This is a genomic window from Streptomyces sp. NPDC021562, assembly GCF_040640875.1.
Classification (GTDB): domain Bacteria; phylum Actinomycetota; class Actinomycetes; order Streptomycetales; family Streptomycetaceae; genus Streptomyces.
The window spans coordinates 225,454-242,012 of sequence record NZ_JBFACN010000003.1 but is presented as its reverse complement, the minus strand read 5'-3'; the positions used below and the strand labels follow the sequence as shown (position 1 = coordinate 242,012).

The 16,559-nt window shown below is 71.9% G+C and carries 14 protein-coding genes and 2 tRNA genes; 10 read left to right on the top strand and 6 right to left on the bottom strand.

All coding sequences use genetic code 11. From position 1 onward, the window contains the following. Nucleotides 1-116: 116 nt before the first annotated feature. Complete coding sequence (locus AB0G52_RS05810) at nt 117-848, bottom strand: decarboxylase (RefSeq protein WP_361334077.1); 732 nt, start codon at nt 846-848, stop codon at nt 117-119. A gap of 251 nt (nt 849-1,099) precedes the next feature. Here AB0G52_RS05810 and AB0G52_RS05805 point away from each other — a divergent pair, with 251 nt between their 5' ends. The 7 genes from AB0G52_RS05805 (at nt 1,100) to AB0G52_RS05775 (ending at nt 6,447) form a co-directional block, all read left to right on the top strand. Next, complete coding sequence (locus AB0G52_RS05805) at nt 1,100-2,053, top strand: D-2-hydroxyacid dehydrogenase (RefSeq protein ID WP_361334074.1); 954 nt, start codon at nt 1,100-1,102, stop codon at nt 2,051-2,053. 104 nt (nt 2,054-2,157) lie between these two features. After that, nucleotides 2,158-3,084: an ectoine/hydroxyectoine ABC transporter substrate-binding protein EhuB gene (ehuB, locus tag AB0G52_RS05800; protein ID WP_361334071.1), complete on the top strand. Its 927-nt coding sequence runs from the start codon at nt 2,158-2,160 to the stop codon at nt 3,082-3,084. Then, nucleotides 3,081-3,797, top strand: a complete 717-nt coding sequence (gene ehuC, locus AB0G52_RS05795; protein ID WP_361334068.1) for an ectoine/hydroxyectoine ABC transporter permease subunit EhuC — start codon at nt 3,081-3,083, stop codon at nt 3,795-3,797. Before ehuB ends, ehuC begins: the two co-directional genes overlap by 4 nt. After that, nucleotides 3,794-4,444: an ectoine/hydroxyectoine ABC transporter permease subunit EhuD gene (ehuD, locus tag AB0G52_RS05790; RefSeq protein WP_361334065.1), complete on the top strand. Its 651-nt coding sequence runs from the start codon at nt 3,794-3,796 to the stop codon at nt 4,442-4,444. The genes ehuC and ehuD overlap by 4 nt, the downstream gene beginning before the upstream one ends. Nucleotides 4,445-4,508: 64 nt before the next feature. Continuing rightward, a complete protein-coding gene (gene ehuA / locus AB0G52_RS05785; protein WP_361334462.1) occupies nt 4,509-5,228 on the top strand; it encodes an ectoine/hydroxyectoine ABC transporter ATP-binding protein EhuA in 720 nt (239 codons plus the stop codon). Nucleotides 5,229-5,483: 255 nt separating this feature from the next. After that, a complete protein-coding gene (locus AB0G52_RS05780) occupies nt 5,484-6,242 on the top strand; it encodes an IclR family transcriptional regulator C-terminal domain-containing protein (RefSeq protein WP_361334459.1) in 759 nt (252 codons plus the stop codon). A gap of 131 nt (nt 6,243-6,373) precedes the next feature. Then, nucleotides 6,374-6,447 (top strand) — tRNA-Lys (locus AB0G52_RS05775). Here AB0G52_RS05775 and AB0G52_RS05770 read toward each other — a convergent pair. From AB0G52_RS05770 to AB0G52_RS05750, 5 genes are all read right to left on the bottom strand, one after another. Further along, entirely contained in the window at nt 6,413-8,068 is a 1,656-nt protein-coding gene (locus AB0G52_RS05770; RefSeq protein ID WP_361334062.1) for a long-chain-fatty-acid--CoA ligase, read from the bottom strand. The two genes, AB0G52_RS05775 and AB0G52_RS05770, sit on opposite strands and share 35 nt — an antisense overlap. A gap of 155 nt (nt 8,069-8,223) precedes the next feature. Continuing rightward, nucleotides 8,224-8,688, bottom strand: a complete 465-nt coding sequence (locus AB0G52_RS05765) for a DUF3592 domain-containing protein (RefSeq protein ID WP_361334456.1) — start codon at nt 8,686-8,688, stop codon at nt 8,224-8,226. A 137-nt stretch (nt 8,689-8,825) separates the two neighbouring features. Then, nucleotides 8,826-9,431 carry a lytic polysaccharide monooxygenase gene (locus tag AB0G52_RS05760; protein WP_132890619.1) on the bottom strand — a complete coding sequence of 202 codons (606 nt, stop codon included), beginning with the start codon at nt 9,429-9,431 and terminating at the stop codon, nt 8,826-8,828. Between the two features lie 115 nt (nt 9,432-9,546). Next, a complete protein-coding gene (locus AB0G52_RS05755) occupies nt 9,547-10,677 on the bottom strand; it encodes an SPFH domain-containing protein (RefSeq protein WP_132890618.1) in 1,131 nt (376 codons plus the stop codon). Between the two features lie 64 nt (nt 10,678-10,741). Then, nucleotides 10,742-12,028, bottom strand: coding sequence for a peptidoglycan-binding protein (locus AB0G52_RS05750; protein WP_361334059.1), 1,287 nt, complete (start codon nt 12,026-12,028; stop codon nt 10,742-10,744). Between the two features lie 186 nt (nt 12,029-12,214). Here AB0G52_RS05750 and AB0G52_RS05745 point away from each other — a divergent pair. The 3 genes from AB0G52_RS05745 to AB0G52_RS05735 all read left to right on the top strand — a co-directional run bounded on the left by AB0G52_RS05745 (nt 12,215) and on the right by AB0G52_RS05735 (nt 16,522). Then, nucleotides 12,215-12,288 (top strand) — tRNA-Lys (locus tag AB0G52_RS05745). A gap of 419 nt (nt 12,289-12,707) precedes the next feature. Next, complete coding sequence (locus tag AB0G52_RS05740; RefSeq protein ID WP_132890616.1) at nt 12,708-14,588, top strand: glycosyltransferase family 2 protein; 1,881 nt, start codon at nt 12,708-12,710, stop codon at nt 14,586-14,588. Further along, entirely contained in the window at nt 14,585-16,522 is a 1,938-nt protein-coding gene (locus tag AB0G52_RS05735; RefSeq protein ID WP_361334055.1) for a kelch motif-containing protein, read from the top strand. The genes AB0G52_RS05740 and AB0G52_RS05735 overlap by 4 nt, the downstream gene beginning before the upstream one ends. Nucleotides 16,523-16,559 lie beyond the last annotated feature (37 nt).

The following is a 16,559-nucleotide window of genomic DNA, read 5'->3' as shown; positions in this document are numbered from 1 at the left end:
CCGGCGGAGCGCACGGCCCGGTTCGTCCGGGGACCGGACCGCGGGGTGGGGCAGGCCCGCGCGGCACAGCCGTTCTCTCCCTGAACCGCCCCGGTCAGCCGGCCGGCCGCGTGTCCTCACATCTGCACGACCGGTTCGCGGGTGAACAGCGTGCCCAGTGCGGGAGCGTTCACCCGGCGGTCCGCCAGGCGCAGCCCCTCCCACACCGTCACCTGGTTCGCCGTGAGCACCGGCTTGGACAGCGTCTTCTCCAGCAGGGGCAGGTGCGCCGCCGTGTGCAGGGCCGTGTCCGGCAGGAGCACCGCCTCGGCGTCGCCCGCGTCCGCGGTGCGCGCCAGCGCGAGGACCTCCGCCTCCCCCCACGTCGCCGCCTCGGCCGCCGTGGCGGTCCCCGAGGCGTGCACGCCGGTCACCTCCAGGCCGCCGGCCCGCAGGAACTCCGCGAAGAGCCGGGCCACGTCGTCCGGGTAGGTCGCGCCGACCGCCACCCGTCGCACCCCGAGCTCCCGCGCCGCGTGCACGAACGCGAAGGGCGTCGCCGACGCCGGCAGCCCGGCCGCCTGGGCGAGGGCGCGGACCTGCTGCTGGGCGCCCTCCCAGCCGTGCACGAAGCTTCCGCTGGTGCACGCCCACACCACCGCGTCCGCGCCCGCGAGCCGCAGCTCCGCCACCCCGGCGGCGAGCCGGTCGGCGGAACCCGTCGAGCGCAGCGTGTCCACCCCGTGGGCGTCCTCGCCGGGGTCGGTGTGGACGACGTCCACCCGGATGTCGCTGCCGAGGAGCTGCTCGATACGCGGGTAGTCGTCCTCGGCGGAGTGCCCCGGGTAGAGGAGTCCGAGCGCTGTCATGTCCACCCTTCCTGCTGTCGTTCCGGCGGTACGGGCCGCCGGGGCCCCACCGCTCGGGTACCCACCCTGCGCGGCGCCGCCCACATCGTGACCTGGTTGGCCGACAGGAGGGGGCCCGCGGTGGGGGTCACGGCTGCCGGTACCCCCGTGTTGACGTGGGCGGGTTCGGGTGCGAGCGTGGGCGATCCGCGCATCTCAGACGTTCCATCCGCCTGTGTCAGACGCCGCCGGACGCCGGGAGGCCGCCCCGCATGACGCCGCCTGTGCCCACCGTGCTGGTCCTCGACGCCGACCCGCCGCCCCGGCTCGGCCGGCTCACCGGCCGCGCCCGGATCGTGCACACCGACGCGGCGGGGCTCGCCGCCCGGCTGCCGGCCGCCGACGTCCTCCTGGTCTGGGACTTCACCTCGCACGCGGTCCGCGAGGCCTGGCCCGGTGAGGGGCCGAGGCCGCGCTGGGTGCACACGGCGAGCGCGGGCGTCGACCATCTGCTGTGTCCCGAGCTGGTCGCGTCCGACACGGTCGTCACCAACGCGCGCGGGGTCTTCGACCAGCCGGTCGCCGAGTACGTGGCCGCGCTGGTGCTGGCGGTCGCCAAGGACCTGCCGCGGACCCTCGATCTGCAGCGGGAGCGAACCTGGCGGCACCGCGAGGGCCGCCGGGTGGCGGGCACGCGCGCGTGCGTGGTCGGTTCCGGGCCGATCGGGCGGGCGATCGTCCGCACCCTGAAGGCGCTCGGCGTCACGACCGCGCTGGTCGGCCGGGTGCCGCGGACCGGCGTCCACGGCCCGGACGACCTGGACCGGCTGATGTCCCGGGCGGACTGGGTGATCGCCGCCGCCCCGCTGACCGAGCAGACGCACGGCATGTTCGACGCGCACCGCTTCGGGGTGATGCAGCCGTCGGCCTGCTTCATCAACGTCGGCCGGGGCGGGCTCGTCGACGAGGACGCGCTCGTCCAGGCGCTCAGCAGACGCTGGATCGCCGCCGCGGCCCTGGACGTCCTCGCCACCGAACCGCTCCCCGCGGACAGTCCGTTGTGGGAGGTGCCGGGCCTGGTCGTCTCCCCGCACATGAGCGGCGACGCGGTCGGCTGGCGCGACGAACTGGGCGTCCAGTTCGTGGAGTTGTACGAGCGCTGGGCGGCCGGCAGATCCCTGCCGAACGTGGTCGACAAGAAACGCGGATACGTGCCCGGGCACTGAACCCGGGAGCGATCCGCTCCGCGGCGAACGGCGGGCTCCCATGCGCCGATTGCCTGTGCAATCCATGGCGCATAAGTCGGCTGGACTCGGGTAGCCGCGCCGCCATGGCTCCACCACACGGCAACGATACAGACATATCCGGGTATGAATTCAGACATTCTCGGCGGGCGGTGCTCGCGGGTGTCGCCGCCGTCGGCGCACTCGCCGCCGGGTGCACGCGGGTGGCCACCGCGTCCCCCAGCAACGGCGGTGACCTGCTGCAACGCCTGCGCGCCCAGGGTGTCGTACGACTCGGGATCGCCGGTGAGATCCCCTTCGGGTACATCGACAGGAACGGCCGGCTGACCGGTGAGGCACCGAAGCTGGCCGAGGCCGTCTTCAAGCGGCTCGGGGTCGGGCAGGTGCAGCCGGTGCCCACCGAGTTCGGTTCGCTGATTCCCGGACTGAATTCGCAGCAGTTCGATGTCGTGGCCGCCGGGATGTACGTCACCCCGGAGCGGTGCGCGCAGGTCATCTTCGCCGATCCCGACTACCAGATGCTCGACTCGTTCGTGGTGCGCAAGGGCAATCCCAAGGGACTGCGCGACTACCGGGACGTCGTCGCGAAGAAGGCCAAGTTCGCCACGGGGACGGGCTACGCCCAGATCCAGCACGCGGTCGAGGCCGGGTACAAGCAGAGCGACATCCTCATCGTGCCCGACCAGGTCGCCGGGCTGAACGCGGTGGAGGCGGGACGGGTCGACGTGTTCGCCGGGACCGCGGTCACCGTCCGCGAGGTCGTCAAGAAGTCCGCCAAGGCCGAGGGGACCAGGCCGTTCGCGCCGCTCGTGGGCGGCAAGCCGGCGATCGACGGGGGCGCGTTCGCGTTCCGGTCGGCGGAGACGCGACTGCGGGACGCCTTCAACGTGGAGCTGCGCAAGCTGAAGAAGAGCGGCGAACTGCTGCGGATCCTGCGGCCGTTCGGCTTCACCCAGGCGGAGATGACCGACCTGACGGCGAAGGAGCTGTGCGGGGGAGGCAAGCGCGGATGACCTCCGGACTGTGGGAACTCGTGCTCAGGGGCACCTGGACGACCCTCCAGCTGCTGGTGCTCAGCGGGCTGCTGATGACGGCCGTCGCCCTGGTGGTGGGCGTGGCGCGGACCAACCGGCGCTGGGTCGTGAGGTTCCTCGCCGGGCTCTACACCGAGGTGTTCCGCGGCACCTCGGCGCTGGTGATGATCTTCTGGGTGTTCTTCGTGCTGCCGGTCGCCTTCGGCTGGCAGCTGGTGCCGCTGTGGGCGGGCACCCTCGCGCTCGGGCTGACGTACGGCGCGTACGGCGCGGAGATCGTGCGCGGCGCGCTGAACGCGGTCGACCCGGCGCAGCGGGAGGGCGGGATCGCGCTCAACTTCACGCCCTGGCAGCGGTTGCGGCTGATCCTGCTGCCGCAGGCCGTGCCGGAGATGATCCCGTCGTACTGCAACCTGCTCGTCGAGCTGCTCAAGGGCACCGCGCTGGTGTCGATCACCGGCATGGGCGACCTGGCGTTCAGCGGGAACCTGGTGCGGCTGGCGTTGCAGGAGAGCGCGCACATCTACACGTACCTGCTGGTCATCTACTTCGTGATCGCGTTCGTCATCACCCGGCTGATGCGCGGTCTCGAGAAGCGGCTGAAGGCCGGGATCGGCAAGGACGTGGGGAACGAGCGTGCGGCGCGGACGGCCGAGCGCAAGGAGACGACCGGGGTCGGTGGTGTGGCGTGAAGTGGGACTGGAGTGCCGTCAGCGGGTTCATGCCGTACTTGTGGGACGGCCTGCTGGTCACCCTGCAGGCACTGGTCCTCGGTTCGCTGATCTCGTTCTCCCTGGGGCTGGTGTGGACGCTGCTGCTGCGGGCGCCCACCAGGTGGGTGCGCTGGCCGGTCGGGGTGGTGACCGAGTTCGTGCGCAACACCCCGCTGCTGGTGCAGCTGTTCTTTCTGTTCTACGTGCTGCCCGAGTGGGACCTGACGTTCTCCGCGCTGACCACCGGTGTCTTCGCGATCGGCCTGCACTACTCGACGTACACCATGCAGGTCTACCGGGCCGGGATCGAGGCGGTGCCGGCCGGTCAGTGGGAGGCGGCGACGGCGCTCAGCCTGCCGGCCCGGCGGACCTGGACCGTGGTGATCCTGCCGCAGGCCCTGCGCCGGGTGGTGCCGCCGCTCGGCAACTACGTGATCTCGATGCTCAAGGACACCCCGATCCTGATGTCGATCACGGTGCTGGAGATGCTCGGCCAGGCGCGGCTCTTCTCCCAGCAGCACTTCCAGTTCACCGAGCCGGTGACGGTGATCGGCGTCGCCTTCATCGTCATCTCCTACCTCGCCTCCCTTCTCCTGCGCACCCTGGAGCGTCGCCTTGTCCGTTGAGACCAGCAAGCAGACCGAACAGCAGACGGCCACGGCCGGTACGGCGTCCGCCGACCTCGTCCGCCTGGAGGGGATCACCAAGCGGTTCGGGGACAACACCGTCCTGGACGGTCTCGACCTGAGCGTGCGGGCGGGCCGGCACGTCACCCTGATCGGGCCCTCCGGCTCCGGCAAGACCACGATCCTGCGGCTGCTGATGACCCTGACCAAGCCGGACACCGGCACCATCACCGTCGACGGGCAGCGGCTCTTCCCGGCGTCGGAGAAGGAGCTGCGGGAGGTCCGCAAGGGGATCGGGATGGTGTTCCAGCAGTTCAACCTGTTCCCGAACATGAGCGTGCTGCGCAACCTCACCGAGGCCCCGGTCACCGTGCTCGGCCTGTCCAAGGACGAGGCGGAGGCGCGCGCCCGGGAGCTGCTGGACCTGGTGGGCCTCGCCGACAAGGCCGACGCCCGGCCGACGAAGCTCTCCGGCGGCCAGCAGCAGCGGGTCGCGATCGCCCGGGCGCTGGCCATGCGGCCCAAGGTGCTGCTCCTCGACGAGGTGACCTCGGCGCTCGACCCCGAGCTGGTCGCGGGCGTGCTCGACCTGCTCAGGGACATCGCCCGCACCACCGACATCACGATGCTCTGCGTGACCCATGAGATGAACTTCGCCCGGGACATCTCCGACCAGGTCCTGATGTTCGACTCGGGCCGGATCATCGAGGCGGGTCCGCCGGAGCAGATCTTCGGCGACCCCGAGCAGGAGCGGACCCGGGAGTTCCTGAGCGCCGTGCTGTAGATATTTCCATCGCCCCACCGTAAAAGTTTCCCAACGCAGTCCCGTGGCTACAGGAAGTGAACGCACGATCAGGCGAGGTCCGGCGGTCGGGTCATTCCGCTGGCATATGCCAGAGGGCTTTCGTCGCAGTTGGGAGCGCCGGAATCTCGCCAACACCCCCTCCGCTTCGGCCGCTTGGCCGTTACCCTGGAGACGATCCGGCATCCGGACCGCGGCCAGACCGTAGAAGTGCCGAGCGAGCGCAGGGGGACCACCGTGGCGCTGAAGCACGAGCCGACCGCCCCGTATCACTCCGCCCAGGACGCCCTGCGTGTCCTGGAGACCGTGGCACGGCGCTCCGCCGGCGTCACCGACACCGAGCTGGCCCGCGTGACCCGCCTGGACCCCGACCGGCTGACCGGGCTGCTGCGCATGCTGCGCCGCGAGGGCTATGTCGAGCAGGTCGCCGACGGCGCCTACGTCACCGGCGAGACCCTGCGCCGCCTCGGCTCCGCGCACGACCGGGAGCGGGCCCTCGGCGAGCAGCTCCAGGGCACCCTCGACCGGCTGCGCGACTCGGTCGGCGCCGCCGTCTACCTCAGCCGGTACGTCGACGGCGAGGTGCGGATCGGCGCCTGCGCGGCCGGCCCGGGCACCCCCGCGGTCAACGAGTGGGTGGACTTCCGCTCCTCCGCGCACGCCACCGCGATCGGCAAGAGCCTGCTCACCCAGCTCGACCACAACGCCCGCCGCGACCACCTCTCCCGGCACAAGATGGCCCGCCTCACCTCGCACACCATCACCAGCGACAAGCTGCTGCTCTCCCGGCTGGAGGCGCAGCCGCCGACGGTGCCTGTCCTGGACCTCCAGGAGTACGCGATCGGCACGGTCTGCGCGGCGGTCCCGATCACCGCCGGTTCGTCCGTGGGCTGCCTGGCCCTGTCCCTGCCGGTGGAGCACGCCCACCGGCTCCGCCAGGCCGCCGACACCCTGAACCGCGGCGCCGCTCCGCTGCTGCTGTCCCTCGCCATCTAGGGCCGCCCGGGGCCCGTCCGGCGGGTCGGCCCCGCGGTGTGTCCCGGTGGTCGGAAGCACCCCTGCGGACCAGGTAGTATTTTCTTCGTCGCCACCGCGAGAACGAGGTTCGAACGGTCGGCGAGAGTCATGCGCCGCTAGCTCAGTTGGTTAGAGCAGCTGACTCTTAATCAGCGGGTCCGGGGTTCGAGTCCCTGGCGGCGCACCGGTGAAGGGCCCCTCGTGGAAACGAGGGGCCCTTCGGCGTCCTCGGGTGTCAGCCTGCGGTACGTCCGCTCCCCCGGCGGCCGCCACCACACGGGGTCGGCGCACCGCACCCCCTCCCCGCGCAGCGCGGCCCGCTGGATCTTGTTGGTGGCCGTCACCGGCATCCGCTCCACCACCCGGACGAACCGGGGCGCCATCTTCGTCCCCAGGTCGGGCTGGGCCAGCAGGAACTCGGCGAAGTCCAGCGGATCGAAGCGCCCGGCGACCGTCGCCATCACCTGGTCCCCGGTCACCGGGTCCGGCAGCCCGTACACGGCGACGGCGTCCGCCCCCTCGTAGCGGGCCAGGATGTTCTCGATCACCGCGGCGGCCAGGTTCTCCCCGTCGACCCGGATCCGGTCGTCGGTCCGGCCCGCGAAGTACAGGTAGCCGTCCGCGTCCCGGTAGAACAGGTCCCCGGTCCAGTACCACCCCCCACGCCGCCGCTCGGCCTCCGCCTCCGGGTTGCGCCAGTACCCCTCGAAGGGGTTCGGCGCCCGGTTCACCAGCTCCCCGATCGCCTGCTCCCCGTTGAGCAGCCGCCCGCCGGAGTCGAAGACGGCCGCCGGGCACTCCCGGCCCGACTCCTGGTCGAGCACGACGAGACCGGGTGCCGCCCGCCCCACCGCCCCGGCCGGTGTCCCCGGCGACCACTGGACGGCCGCCCCGCCCTCGGAGGACCCGTACCCCTCGACCAGCCGCACCCCGAACCGCTCCTCGAAGGCCGCCGCGTCCACGGCCCCGGCCTCCGTCCCGAACCCGAGCCGCAGCGGGTTATCGCGGTCGTCGGGGCGCGGCTCGGTGGCGAGGACGTACTGCACCGCGCGGCCGACGTAGGTGAAGTAGGTGGCCCGGTAGCGGCGCACGTCGGCCAGGAACCCCGACGCCGAGAACCGCCGGCGCAGCGCCACCCCGGCGCCCGTCACCAGCGCGGGTGCCCAGTCGGCGATCACGGCGTTGCCGTGGAACATCGGCATGCAGACGTAGTGCACGTCGTCGGCGCCCAGCCCGAACTGCGCCACGAGCGAGTGCCCGGCCGCCGTGAGCCGCCCCTGGGAGCAGAGGGCCGCCTTGGGAGCCCCCGTGGACCCGGAGGTGAAGTAGAGCAGCATCCGGTCGCCGGGGCGGGCCCGGGAGGCGTCCGGGAAGGCTCCGAGGTAGGGGGCGAGAAGCGCCCCGTACTCCGGTTCGTCGGTGACGAGGACCCGCACACCGGGCAGTTCGAGCCCGGCGAGCAACGGCAGCCAGGCCCGCTCGGTGACCAGCACCGGGCACTCGGTGTGCAGGATGTCACGGGCCAGTTCGCTCCCCCGCCGGGTCGGGTTGATCCCGGCGACGGCGGCCCCGGCCAGCGCGGCCGCCCCCAGCCAGAGCGGGAACTCGGGGGTGTTGTCGAGCAGCACACCGACATGCGGCACGGCCCCGGCGGGCAGCAGGTCGTCCAGCAGGGCCGCCCGCGCGGCGGCCCCACCGGCCACCTCGTGGTGACTGAAGACTCGCTCCCCGCACCACAACCCCGGCCGATGGTCCCCCCACCGGGCAGCCACCGCCTCAGCGACCGTGCGTATCTCGGAGGTCATGACGAGGCAGGGTAACTGACACCCCGTCAGATGTGGAGCGTCCCGTCAGTCGAGCGCCCCGTCAGGGGCGCTGGGGGTCCCCCCGGCCGAAGGCTGGGGGAGGAACTGCGCGACCAGCCCCCACCGGAACCGCACCCGCCCCCCGCCCCCGCCCCTCACGGCATCACGTCACCCCACGCCGAGAAGATGAAATGCGCCGCCCCCATGAAGGCCAGCGCGAACCCGATGAACACCACGAAGAAGGCCAGCGAACACCCCGTCCCCACCGCCAGCCTCCCCTGCGCCGGCGGCTGCGCGGTGGCCCCCTCCGGCCGCTCCGGCAGGTAGTGCACCGTCACGAAGTCACCCTCGACCACGGTCCGCGGCCCGTTCGACTCGTCGATGCGGACGACCCGCCCCTCGGGCGTGGTGAACTCGTACACGTGGTGCAGCGTGGTTGTCACGGCCGTGTCCCCGGCGCCGCCGCTGGTCGTCGTGTACGCCCGCAGACAGCGCGCCTCGGCCGTACGCCCGTGACGCCACGCCCGGCTGATCTCGCTCGACCGCCGCAGCGTCCTGACCACCCCGAGGACCCCGACCACGACGAAGACAGCGGGAATGACGTAGAAGAACGCTTCCATGAAGCCCATGAGAGTCCCCCGGTCCGAACACCGGTCCGACTGACCGGCACGGCGGGAACGTACCCCCCTGGCCTGCGGCGGGTCCTCAAGCGAAGCTCAGATCCACCCGGTGTTACGCACTCGTCGAACGACTCCGGTCAGAACGTGACGTCCGAGCAGGCGTAGAACGCGTTGCCCGTGTCGGCGATCGTCCAGACCGCCAGGATCACGTGGTGCCCGCTCAGTCCCGTCGGCAGGGTGCCGCTGTGGCTGAGGGTGGCCGGCGGCCGCTGGCCGTTGTAGGGGACGGTGAGGAACGGGGTGGGGTCGAGATCCGAACGGGCGAGGGCGTGGTTCTGGTTCCAGCCCTGCCGGGTGACGTAGTACCGGAAGTCGGTCGTGGCGTGCATCGCCGTGAACTGCCAGCGGAACGTGTACGACTGGCCGCCCGTCACCCTGGTGGTGGGCCAGGCCCCGCCCGACGGCGTCCTGGGTGCGCTGAGCTGGGCGAACCGGCTGATCCCGGCGTTGCAGAGCTGGCCGTCGGCGGGACCGGCCGCCGGGAAGCCCTTGGGGCCCTCGACGCTCTGCGGCTCGTACTGGATGTCACCGCAGCCGGTCACGGTGCCGTTGGCGCAGAGCTTCTGCCTGCTGATGGGGAGGTCGGTGTAGCCGTGCCCGCTGGCACCGCCGGTGGAGAGCGCGAAGGCTCCGGCGGTCGCCACACCGAGCACGACGGCCGACACCTTGGTCCGTTTACGCATGCTGCCGCTCCTGGTGAACGTGGGGGAAGTCCGGTGAGCCGTGCAGGTCTAGACCAAGTCCCCAGATTATTGCCGACTGTTGACCGTGTCCATATCAAGGACAGGTCCGAACCCGTCACGGCGCGGAGCCGGTGCGCCCCGAGCAGAACGCCACCGTCAGGTCCCGCACCAGCACCTTGCGCTCGTAGTCGTCGAGTTCCACCAGGCCGCGCATGGTCAGCCGGGTCACCGTGTCCTCCACGGAGTCCACGACGGAGGTGAGCACGGTGGCCCGCTGCTGGGCGTCGAGCGCGGCGATCCGGCGCCGGTGCATGGCCTCGGCCACCTCCGGGGCGTACGCCACCCGGACCGGCTGCACGGAGAACACCTCCAGGCCGATCCCGGCCGCGTCTGCCGCCACCCGCCGGGTGAGCGCGTCCGTGGCGGCCTCCACCGGACCGCGCACCCCGCCCGGCATCTCCACCGGCACCCGGGCCAGTGCCGCCTCCACGCACTCGCGCAGATACGCCTCGTGGTCCTCGACGCCGAGCACGGCCCGCGCGGTGTCCCGCACCCGCCACACCACGAGCACGGCGACCCGCAGCGCCACCCCGTTCCCGTCCGCCGCCGGCATCTCCTCGCTGCGCCAGTGCCGCAGCCGGACGTCGACGCGGCGCCGCAGGTGCAGCGGGTTGATCCAGAGCAGACCGGTGCGCCGTACCGTCCCCCGGTAGCGGCCGAACAGACCGAGCACCCGGGCCTGACCGGTCACCCCGCGCGCGAGCCCCGCGAAACCGCACACCCCGAGCGCGCCCGCCCCGGCGTACGCGGCCCACTGCGCCGGACCGAGCCCCGCGCCCGCGGACGCCGGCAGCCGCAGGGCGTGCACCGCCAGCGACGGCAGCACCCCGGCCCACCAGGAGGTGGCGAGACCGCCGGCCACCCCGCCGAGCCCGGCGAGCACCCCCACCGCGCCGGGCAGCACCCGGGCGGGGCTCTCCACCAGGCCGGGGTCGACGGCCGCGGCCGGCCGGGGTGCGGCGAGGCCCGGGCGGCGCAGCCGGGGCTGTTCGCCGGTGCCCTGCCGGCGGGCGACGACCGCGGGCCGCAGCGGCACCGAGACGGGGGCGGGATCGTCGCGGAACAGCAGGTGGACGGGGATCTCGGTGGTGGCCTCGTTCTGGATCAGCCGGGGGACCGGGCGGGTGGGCGGCCCGCTGTCGAGGGGGTCGCCCGATTCGGGGGTGTGCTCGGTGGTGGTACTCATGCCTGCCTCCAGCCTCCGCGCCAGATGCGTCAGGTGATGGGTCGGTGCGTGCTCGTGGGGGTCGTCACAGGAACAGCCGGCGCCAGGTCTCCGGGCCCGGGTAGCCGTCGGCCGCGCCGCCGCGCCAGCCCTGGGCCCGCTGGAACGCCTCGACGGCCCTGCGGTCCGCGTCGCCCCAGCGCGGCCCGGGGCCGCCGGGGTAGAAGCGGCCGTACCCCTTCTCGACCAGCCGGCTGCCGAGCCGGGTGACGTGGTCGTTCTCGGCGCCCGGACGGAAGTAGTTCCTGCCGGGGTAGCCGGGCACCCCGTGCGAGGCGGGGGCGGCCGGGCCGATGTCCTTGCCCCGGCCGGTGGTGAGCAGTTCCCAGGTGCGCGGCCCCGGCAGGCCGTCGGCGTCGGCGCCGGTCCAGCCCTGGGCCTGCTGGAAGGCCCGGGTGGCGCGCTGGTCCGCGGGGCCCCAGACCGGTCCGGGGCCCGTGCCGTAGAGGCCGCCGGCGCCCCGGGCGACCAGCATCCGGCCGAGCAGGGTGACGTACTCGTTGTCGGCGCCGGGACCGAAGTAGGCGGCCCCCGGGAACGGCCCGGCCGCCTTCCCGGCCTGCGCGCCCGCCGCACCCGGGTCCGCGACCAGGCCCTTGTAGCGGTAGGGGACGTACTTGGCGGAGTTGCTCCAGTAGGCGTACGGGGTGGTCTGGCGGCGGGCGTGCGGGGGCGCCTGCTCGTAGGCCGTGTAGGAGGTGCGGGAGTGGTCCGTCCAGCCGCCGAACAGCACCACGTGGGAGCCCTGCGTGGGGTCGGCCGTGTTGTGGAAGAGCAGCATGTCGCCGGGTTGCAGCTCCGCCTTGGTGATCTTCGTGCCGAACTGGCCGAGGCTGCCGGTCCACTCGTTGCCGGTCAGTCCCCAGGCCATGGAGACGTAGCCGGAGCAGTCCTGCCGGTATCCGTCCGTCCAGTAGAGGCTGCTGCTGTACGGCACCTTGGCGGTGACCCAGCTCTTGGCGCGGTTGATGATCTCCGTTCGGGTGGTGGTCGGGGTGGTGACCGGGCCCTGGACCGGTGCCCCGGCCGCGCCGTGCAGGGGGGACTTGGCGCCCTGCGGGGTGGCGGGGTCGGGGTCCACGGGGACGGCGGACCGGTGCGGGGCGGGCGGGACGCCGTGGGCGGCGGCCGTCGGGGCGCCGGCGGTGAGGGCGGCGGACGCGGCGGCGGCCACGACCAGCACGCTCCGGGCCGCCGGGTGGCCGCCGAAGCGGCCGGGCAGCGGGGCGGGGCCCACCCGCCGCCAGTGGACGCAGCCGGGGCATTCGCAGTCGTTCGCGGGGTCGAATTCCTCGAATACCGGGGCCGGCATGCGATTCCCCTCACACTTCGGGTGGATATGTCCGAGAACATGCACATTGATCAGTTTCCCAACTGTCATCCGGGCGCGCATGCTGACGGTCCGAATGATGTACGGCAGGGGGCGGACGGGGGGCGCCCCGGTGGCCGGTGGTCGGAAGCACACCCGCCGGTCGGGTAGAGTTCTCGATGTCAGCAGGCGCCGCTAGCTCAGTTGGTTAGAGCAGCTGACTCTTAATCAGCGGGTCCGGGGTTCGAGTCCCTGGCGGCGCACAGACAGCCGAAAGGCCCTCCGCACAGCGGGGGGCCTTTCGGCGTTCACCCCGGATGTCAACCACCGACACGGCCGGTCCACAACATCCCCACACGTTCCATGATGAACGCGTATGACCGGTAAACAGCGCGTTTCGCCCTTGCGATCATGCTGAGCACCGTAGAACCCTGGATGCCCAAAGTGCCGATGAATTGCGGCACTTGGGGGGTATGCAGCCGGTTGCCGGAGCCGCGGGGCGAGGGACCCCGGTCATGAATCGGTGCCGAGGGGGGCATCATGCAACCGGACGGTCACAGTCCGTGTCCATCGCGGTGCAGGACTGTGTCCCGCCATGGACGCGCCCGCGCGGGTCGAGGGGGACCCGGCCGGGCGGTGGGACCGAGGAACACGCGCTGACCTGCGTGTGGGGGGATGACTCATGACGTCGACGACGCCTGGGCACCGCACCGGCGCCCTGCGCCGGATCAAGAAGACACTGCCGAGATACGACTACGAGCACTACAGCCGGCTCGCGGGCCCCCTCACCCGGCCCGATCCGACCCGGCCCTACACGGTGCAGTACCGCTCGCTGCTCTCCCAGGAACCGCACCGCGTCCGCGCCGCCCTGATGCTGGGCGCGGCCCCGCTGCTGTCGCTGGTGCTGCTGACCTGGCTGCTGCAGCCGGAGCACTGGACCCGGCGGGACCACCCGGCCTACGGCTTCCTGCCGGCGCTGGACGTGGTGATGCTGGTGTCGATCGGCCTGATCGAGTTCTTCCGCTGCATGAACGTGCTGTCCAACGCGCACGCCACCCTGGTCGCCCGCGACCCCGTCCCGGTGGTCCCGCAGACCGGCACCCGGGTCGCCTTCATCACCACGTTCGTGCCCGGCAAGGAACCCCTCGCCATGGTCACCCGGACCCTTGAGGCGGCGGTCCGGCTGCGGCACCGGGGGCTGCTGCACGTCTGGCTGCTCGACGAGGGGGACGACCCGGAGGTGAAGCGGGTCTGCGCGCGCCTGGGCGTGCACCACTTCACCCGCAAGGGCGTCGAGCGGTGGAACCGGCCCACCGGCCCGCACCGCGCGAAGACCAAGCACGGCAACTACAACGCCTGGCTGGAGGCGCACGGCGACGCGTACGACTTCTTCGCCTCCGTCGACACCGACCACGTCCCGCTCCCCAACTACCTGGAGCGGATGCTGGGCTACTTCCGCGACCCGGACGTCGGCTTCGTGATCGGCCCGCAGGTGTACGGCAACTACGACACGTTCGTCACCAAGGCCGCCGAGTCCCAGCAGTTCCTCTTCCACGCCCTGATCCAGCGCGCCGGCAACCGCTACGGCGCCCCGATGTTCGTCGGCACCTCCAACGCCGTACGGATCACGGCGCTCCGGGGGATCGGCGGCCTGTACGACTCGATCACCGAGGACATGGCCACCGGCTTCGAGATGCACCGCGCCAGGAACCCGGCGACCGGACGGAAGTGGCGCTCGGTGTACACCCCGGACGTGCTCGCGGTCGGCGAGGGCCCGAACTCCTGGACCGACTTCTTCACCCAGCAGCTGCGCTGGTCCCGGGGGACGTACGAGACGATCCTCAAGCAGTACTGGAAGGGCCTGTTCTCGCTGCCGCCCGGCAGGCTCTTCAACTACACCATGATGATCATCTTCTATCCGATGTCGGCCCTCAACTGGATCCTCGCGGCCCTGAGCTGCGCGCTGTTCCTGGGTCTGGGCGCCTCCGGCGTCAACATCGACCCGACGGTGTGGCTGATGCTCTACGGCAACGCCTCCGCGCTCCAGATCGGCCTCTACGTCTGGAACCGCCGGCACAACGTCTCCCCGCACGAGCCGGAGGGCTCCGGCGGCGTGGCCGGCATGGTGATGTCGGCGCTGTCCGCGCCGGTCTACGCCCGCTCGCTGATGGACGCGGTGCTGCGCCGCAGGAGCCGGTTCGTGGTCACGCCCAAGGGCGAGTCCGCCAGCCCCGACACGTTGTTCGGGACGTTCCGGATCCACTGGTTCTTCATCCTGGTCTTCGGCGGTTCGCTGGCCGCGGGGTTCGCCGGCGGCCACGCCCAGCCCGCGATGATCACCTGGGCGGCGCTGGCCCTCCTGATCACGGCCGCGCCGATCCTCGCCTGGCGCTGCGCCCTGCTCCAGGAGCGCCGGCGCCGCACCGAGCCCGAGGACGCGGTGCCGCGCGGACACGCCCATGTCCCCCAGCAGCGGCCCCGCTGGACGCCCACGGGCGGCGGGGACCCGGAACAGACCGTGCGGATCGCGCTCGGCGGCGGCTTCGGGGGGCGTGAGGAATGACCGAGAGCGCCGGCCGCCGCCGGGCCCGTCGTCTCGCGATCGGCACCGCGGTGGTGCTCGTGCTGGCCGGGACGAACGGGCCGTGGATGTACCGCTTCGGGACCGAGAAGTACCACGAGTACGAGATCAACAGACCGGAGTACAAGGCCGCGAACGGCCACTGGGACATCGTCGAGTTCCCCGAGGGGTACCGCCAGGACACCATCCACGCGGTGCTCCTGCACACCGGGAAGGTGCTGCTGGTCGCGGGCTCGGGCAACAACCAGGACAACTTCGACGCCAAGCGGTACGACAGCCGGATCTGGGACCCGGTCAAGGGCACCGTCACGAAGGTGCCCACCCCGGCCGACCTGTTCTGCACCGGCCACACCCAGCTCGCCGACGGCAACATCCTGATCGCGGGCGGCACCAAGCGGTACGAGAAGCTCAAGGGCGACGTCAAGAAGGCCGGCGGCGTCATGATCCTCTACAACGAGAACCCCGACAAACCGATGACCCTGCCCAAGGGCACCCGGTTCACCGGCAGACGAAACGGCAGGACCTTCCTCTCCGACGATTCGGTGCTCGTCCCGCGCGCGACCAAGGTCTTCGACCAAAGGACCGGCGCGTACCTGCGGAACAACCCGGGGTACGCGCGAGTGATCGTGGAGGCGCCGCGGCAGGGCACGCAGTACGAGACCGGCACCCAGGACAACTACCGCATCCAGGGCCTGACCGGCGCCGACGCCCGCAACACCTACGGCATCGCCAACAAACTCGGCCTCGACAAGCGGGACTTCGAGGGCATCAAGAACGCCTACGAATTCGATCCGGTCGCCGAGAGGTACATCAAGGTCGACCCGATGAACGAGGCCCGCTGGTACCCGACGCTCACCACCCTGTCGGACGGCAAGGTGCTCGGCGTCTCGGGGCTCGACGACATCGGGCAGCTGGTGCCGGGCAAGAACGAGGTCTTCGACCCGAGGACGCGCACCTGGACGTACACGAGGTACCAGCGCCAGTTCCCGACCTACCCCGCGCTGTTCCTGCTGCAGAACGGCAAGATCTTCTACTCGGGTTCCAACGCCGGGTACGGGCCGGACGACGTGGGCCGCGACCCCGGGATCTGGGACGTGGACACCAACCGGTTCACCAGGCTGTCCGGGCTGAGCGACCCGGACCTGCTGGAGACGTCCGGGACCGTGCTGCTGCCGCCGGCCCAGGACGAGAGGTACCTGGTGGTCGGCGGCGGCGGGGTCGGCGAGTCGGCCCGCTCCACGAACCGGACCCGGCTGATCGACCTCAAGGACCCCGACCCGAGGTTCACGGACGGGCCCAGGCTGGCCAAGGGGACCCGCTACCCGCAGATCTCGGTGCTGCCGGACGACAGCGTGCTGGTGTCCGGCGGCTCCGAGGACTACCGCGGCCGCGGCGCCTCCGACATCAGACAGGCACGGCTCTACGACCCCGCGTCCAACTCCTTCAGGAGGGTCGCCGACCCGCTGGTCGGCCGGGACTACCACTCCGGGTCGGTCCTGCTGCCCGACGGCCGGGTGCTGTTCTTCGGGTCCAACCCGCTGTTCGCCGACAAGGCCGACACGAGACCGGGGGTCTTCGAGCAGCGGATCGAGATCTACACCCCGCCCTACCTCTACCGGGACGCGCGGCCGTCGCTGGGCGGGGGCCCGGGGACCATCGCCCGCGGCGGCAGCGGGACGTTCACCTCGCGGCAGGCCTCGGCCATCAGGAAGGTGCGGCTGATCCGGCCCAGCGCCACCACCCATGTGACCGACGTGGACCAGCGGTCGGTCGCGCTGGACTTCCGGGTGTCCGGGAACCGGATCACGGTGACCGTGCCGGAGAACCGGAACCTGGTGCCGTCCGGGTGGTACATGCTGTTCGCCGACGACGACCAGGGCACACCCAGCACGGCGCGGTGGGTGAAGGTGCCGTAGGGCCGGTCACCGTGCCGTCCCGCCGGTCGGCCGGACG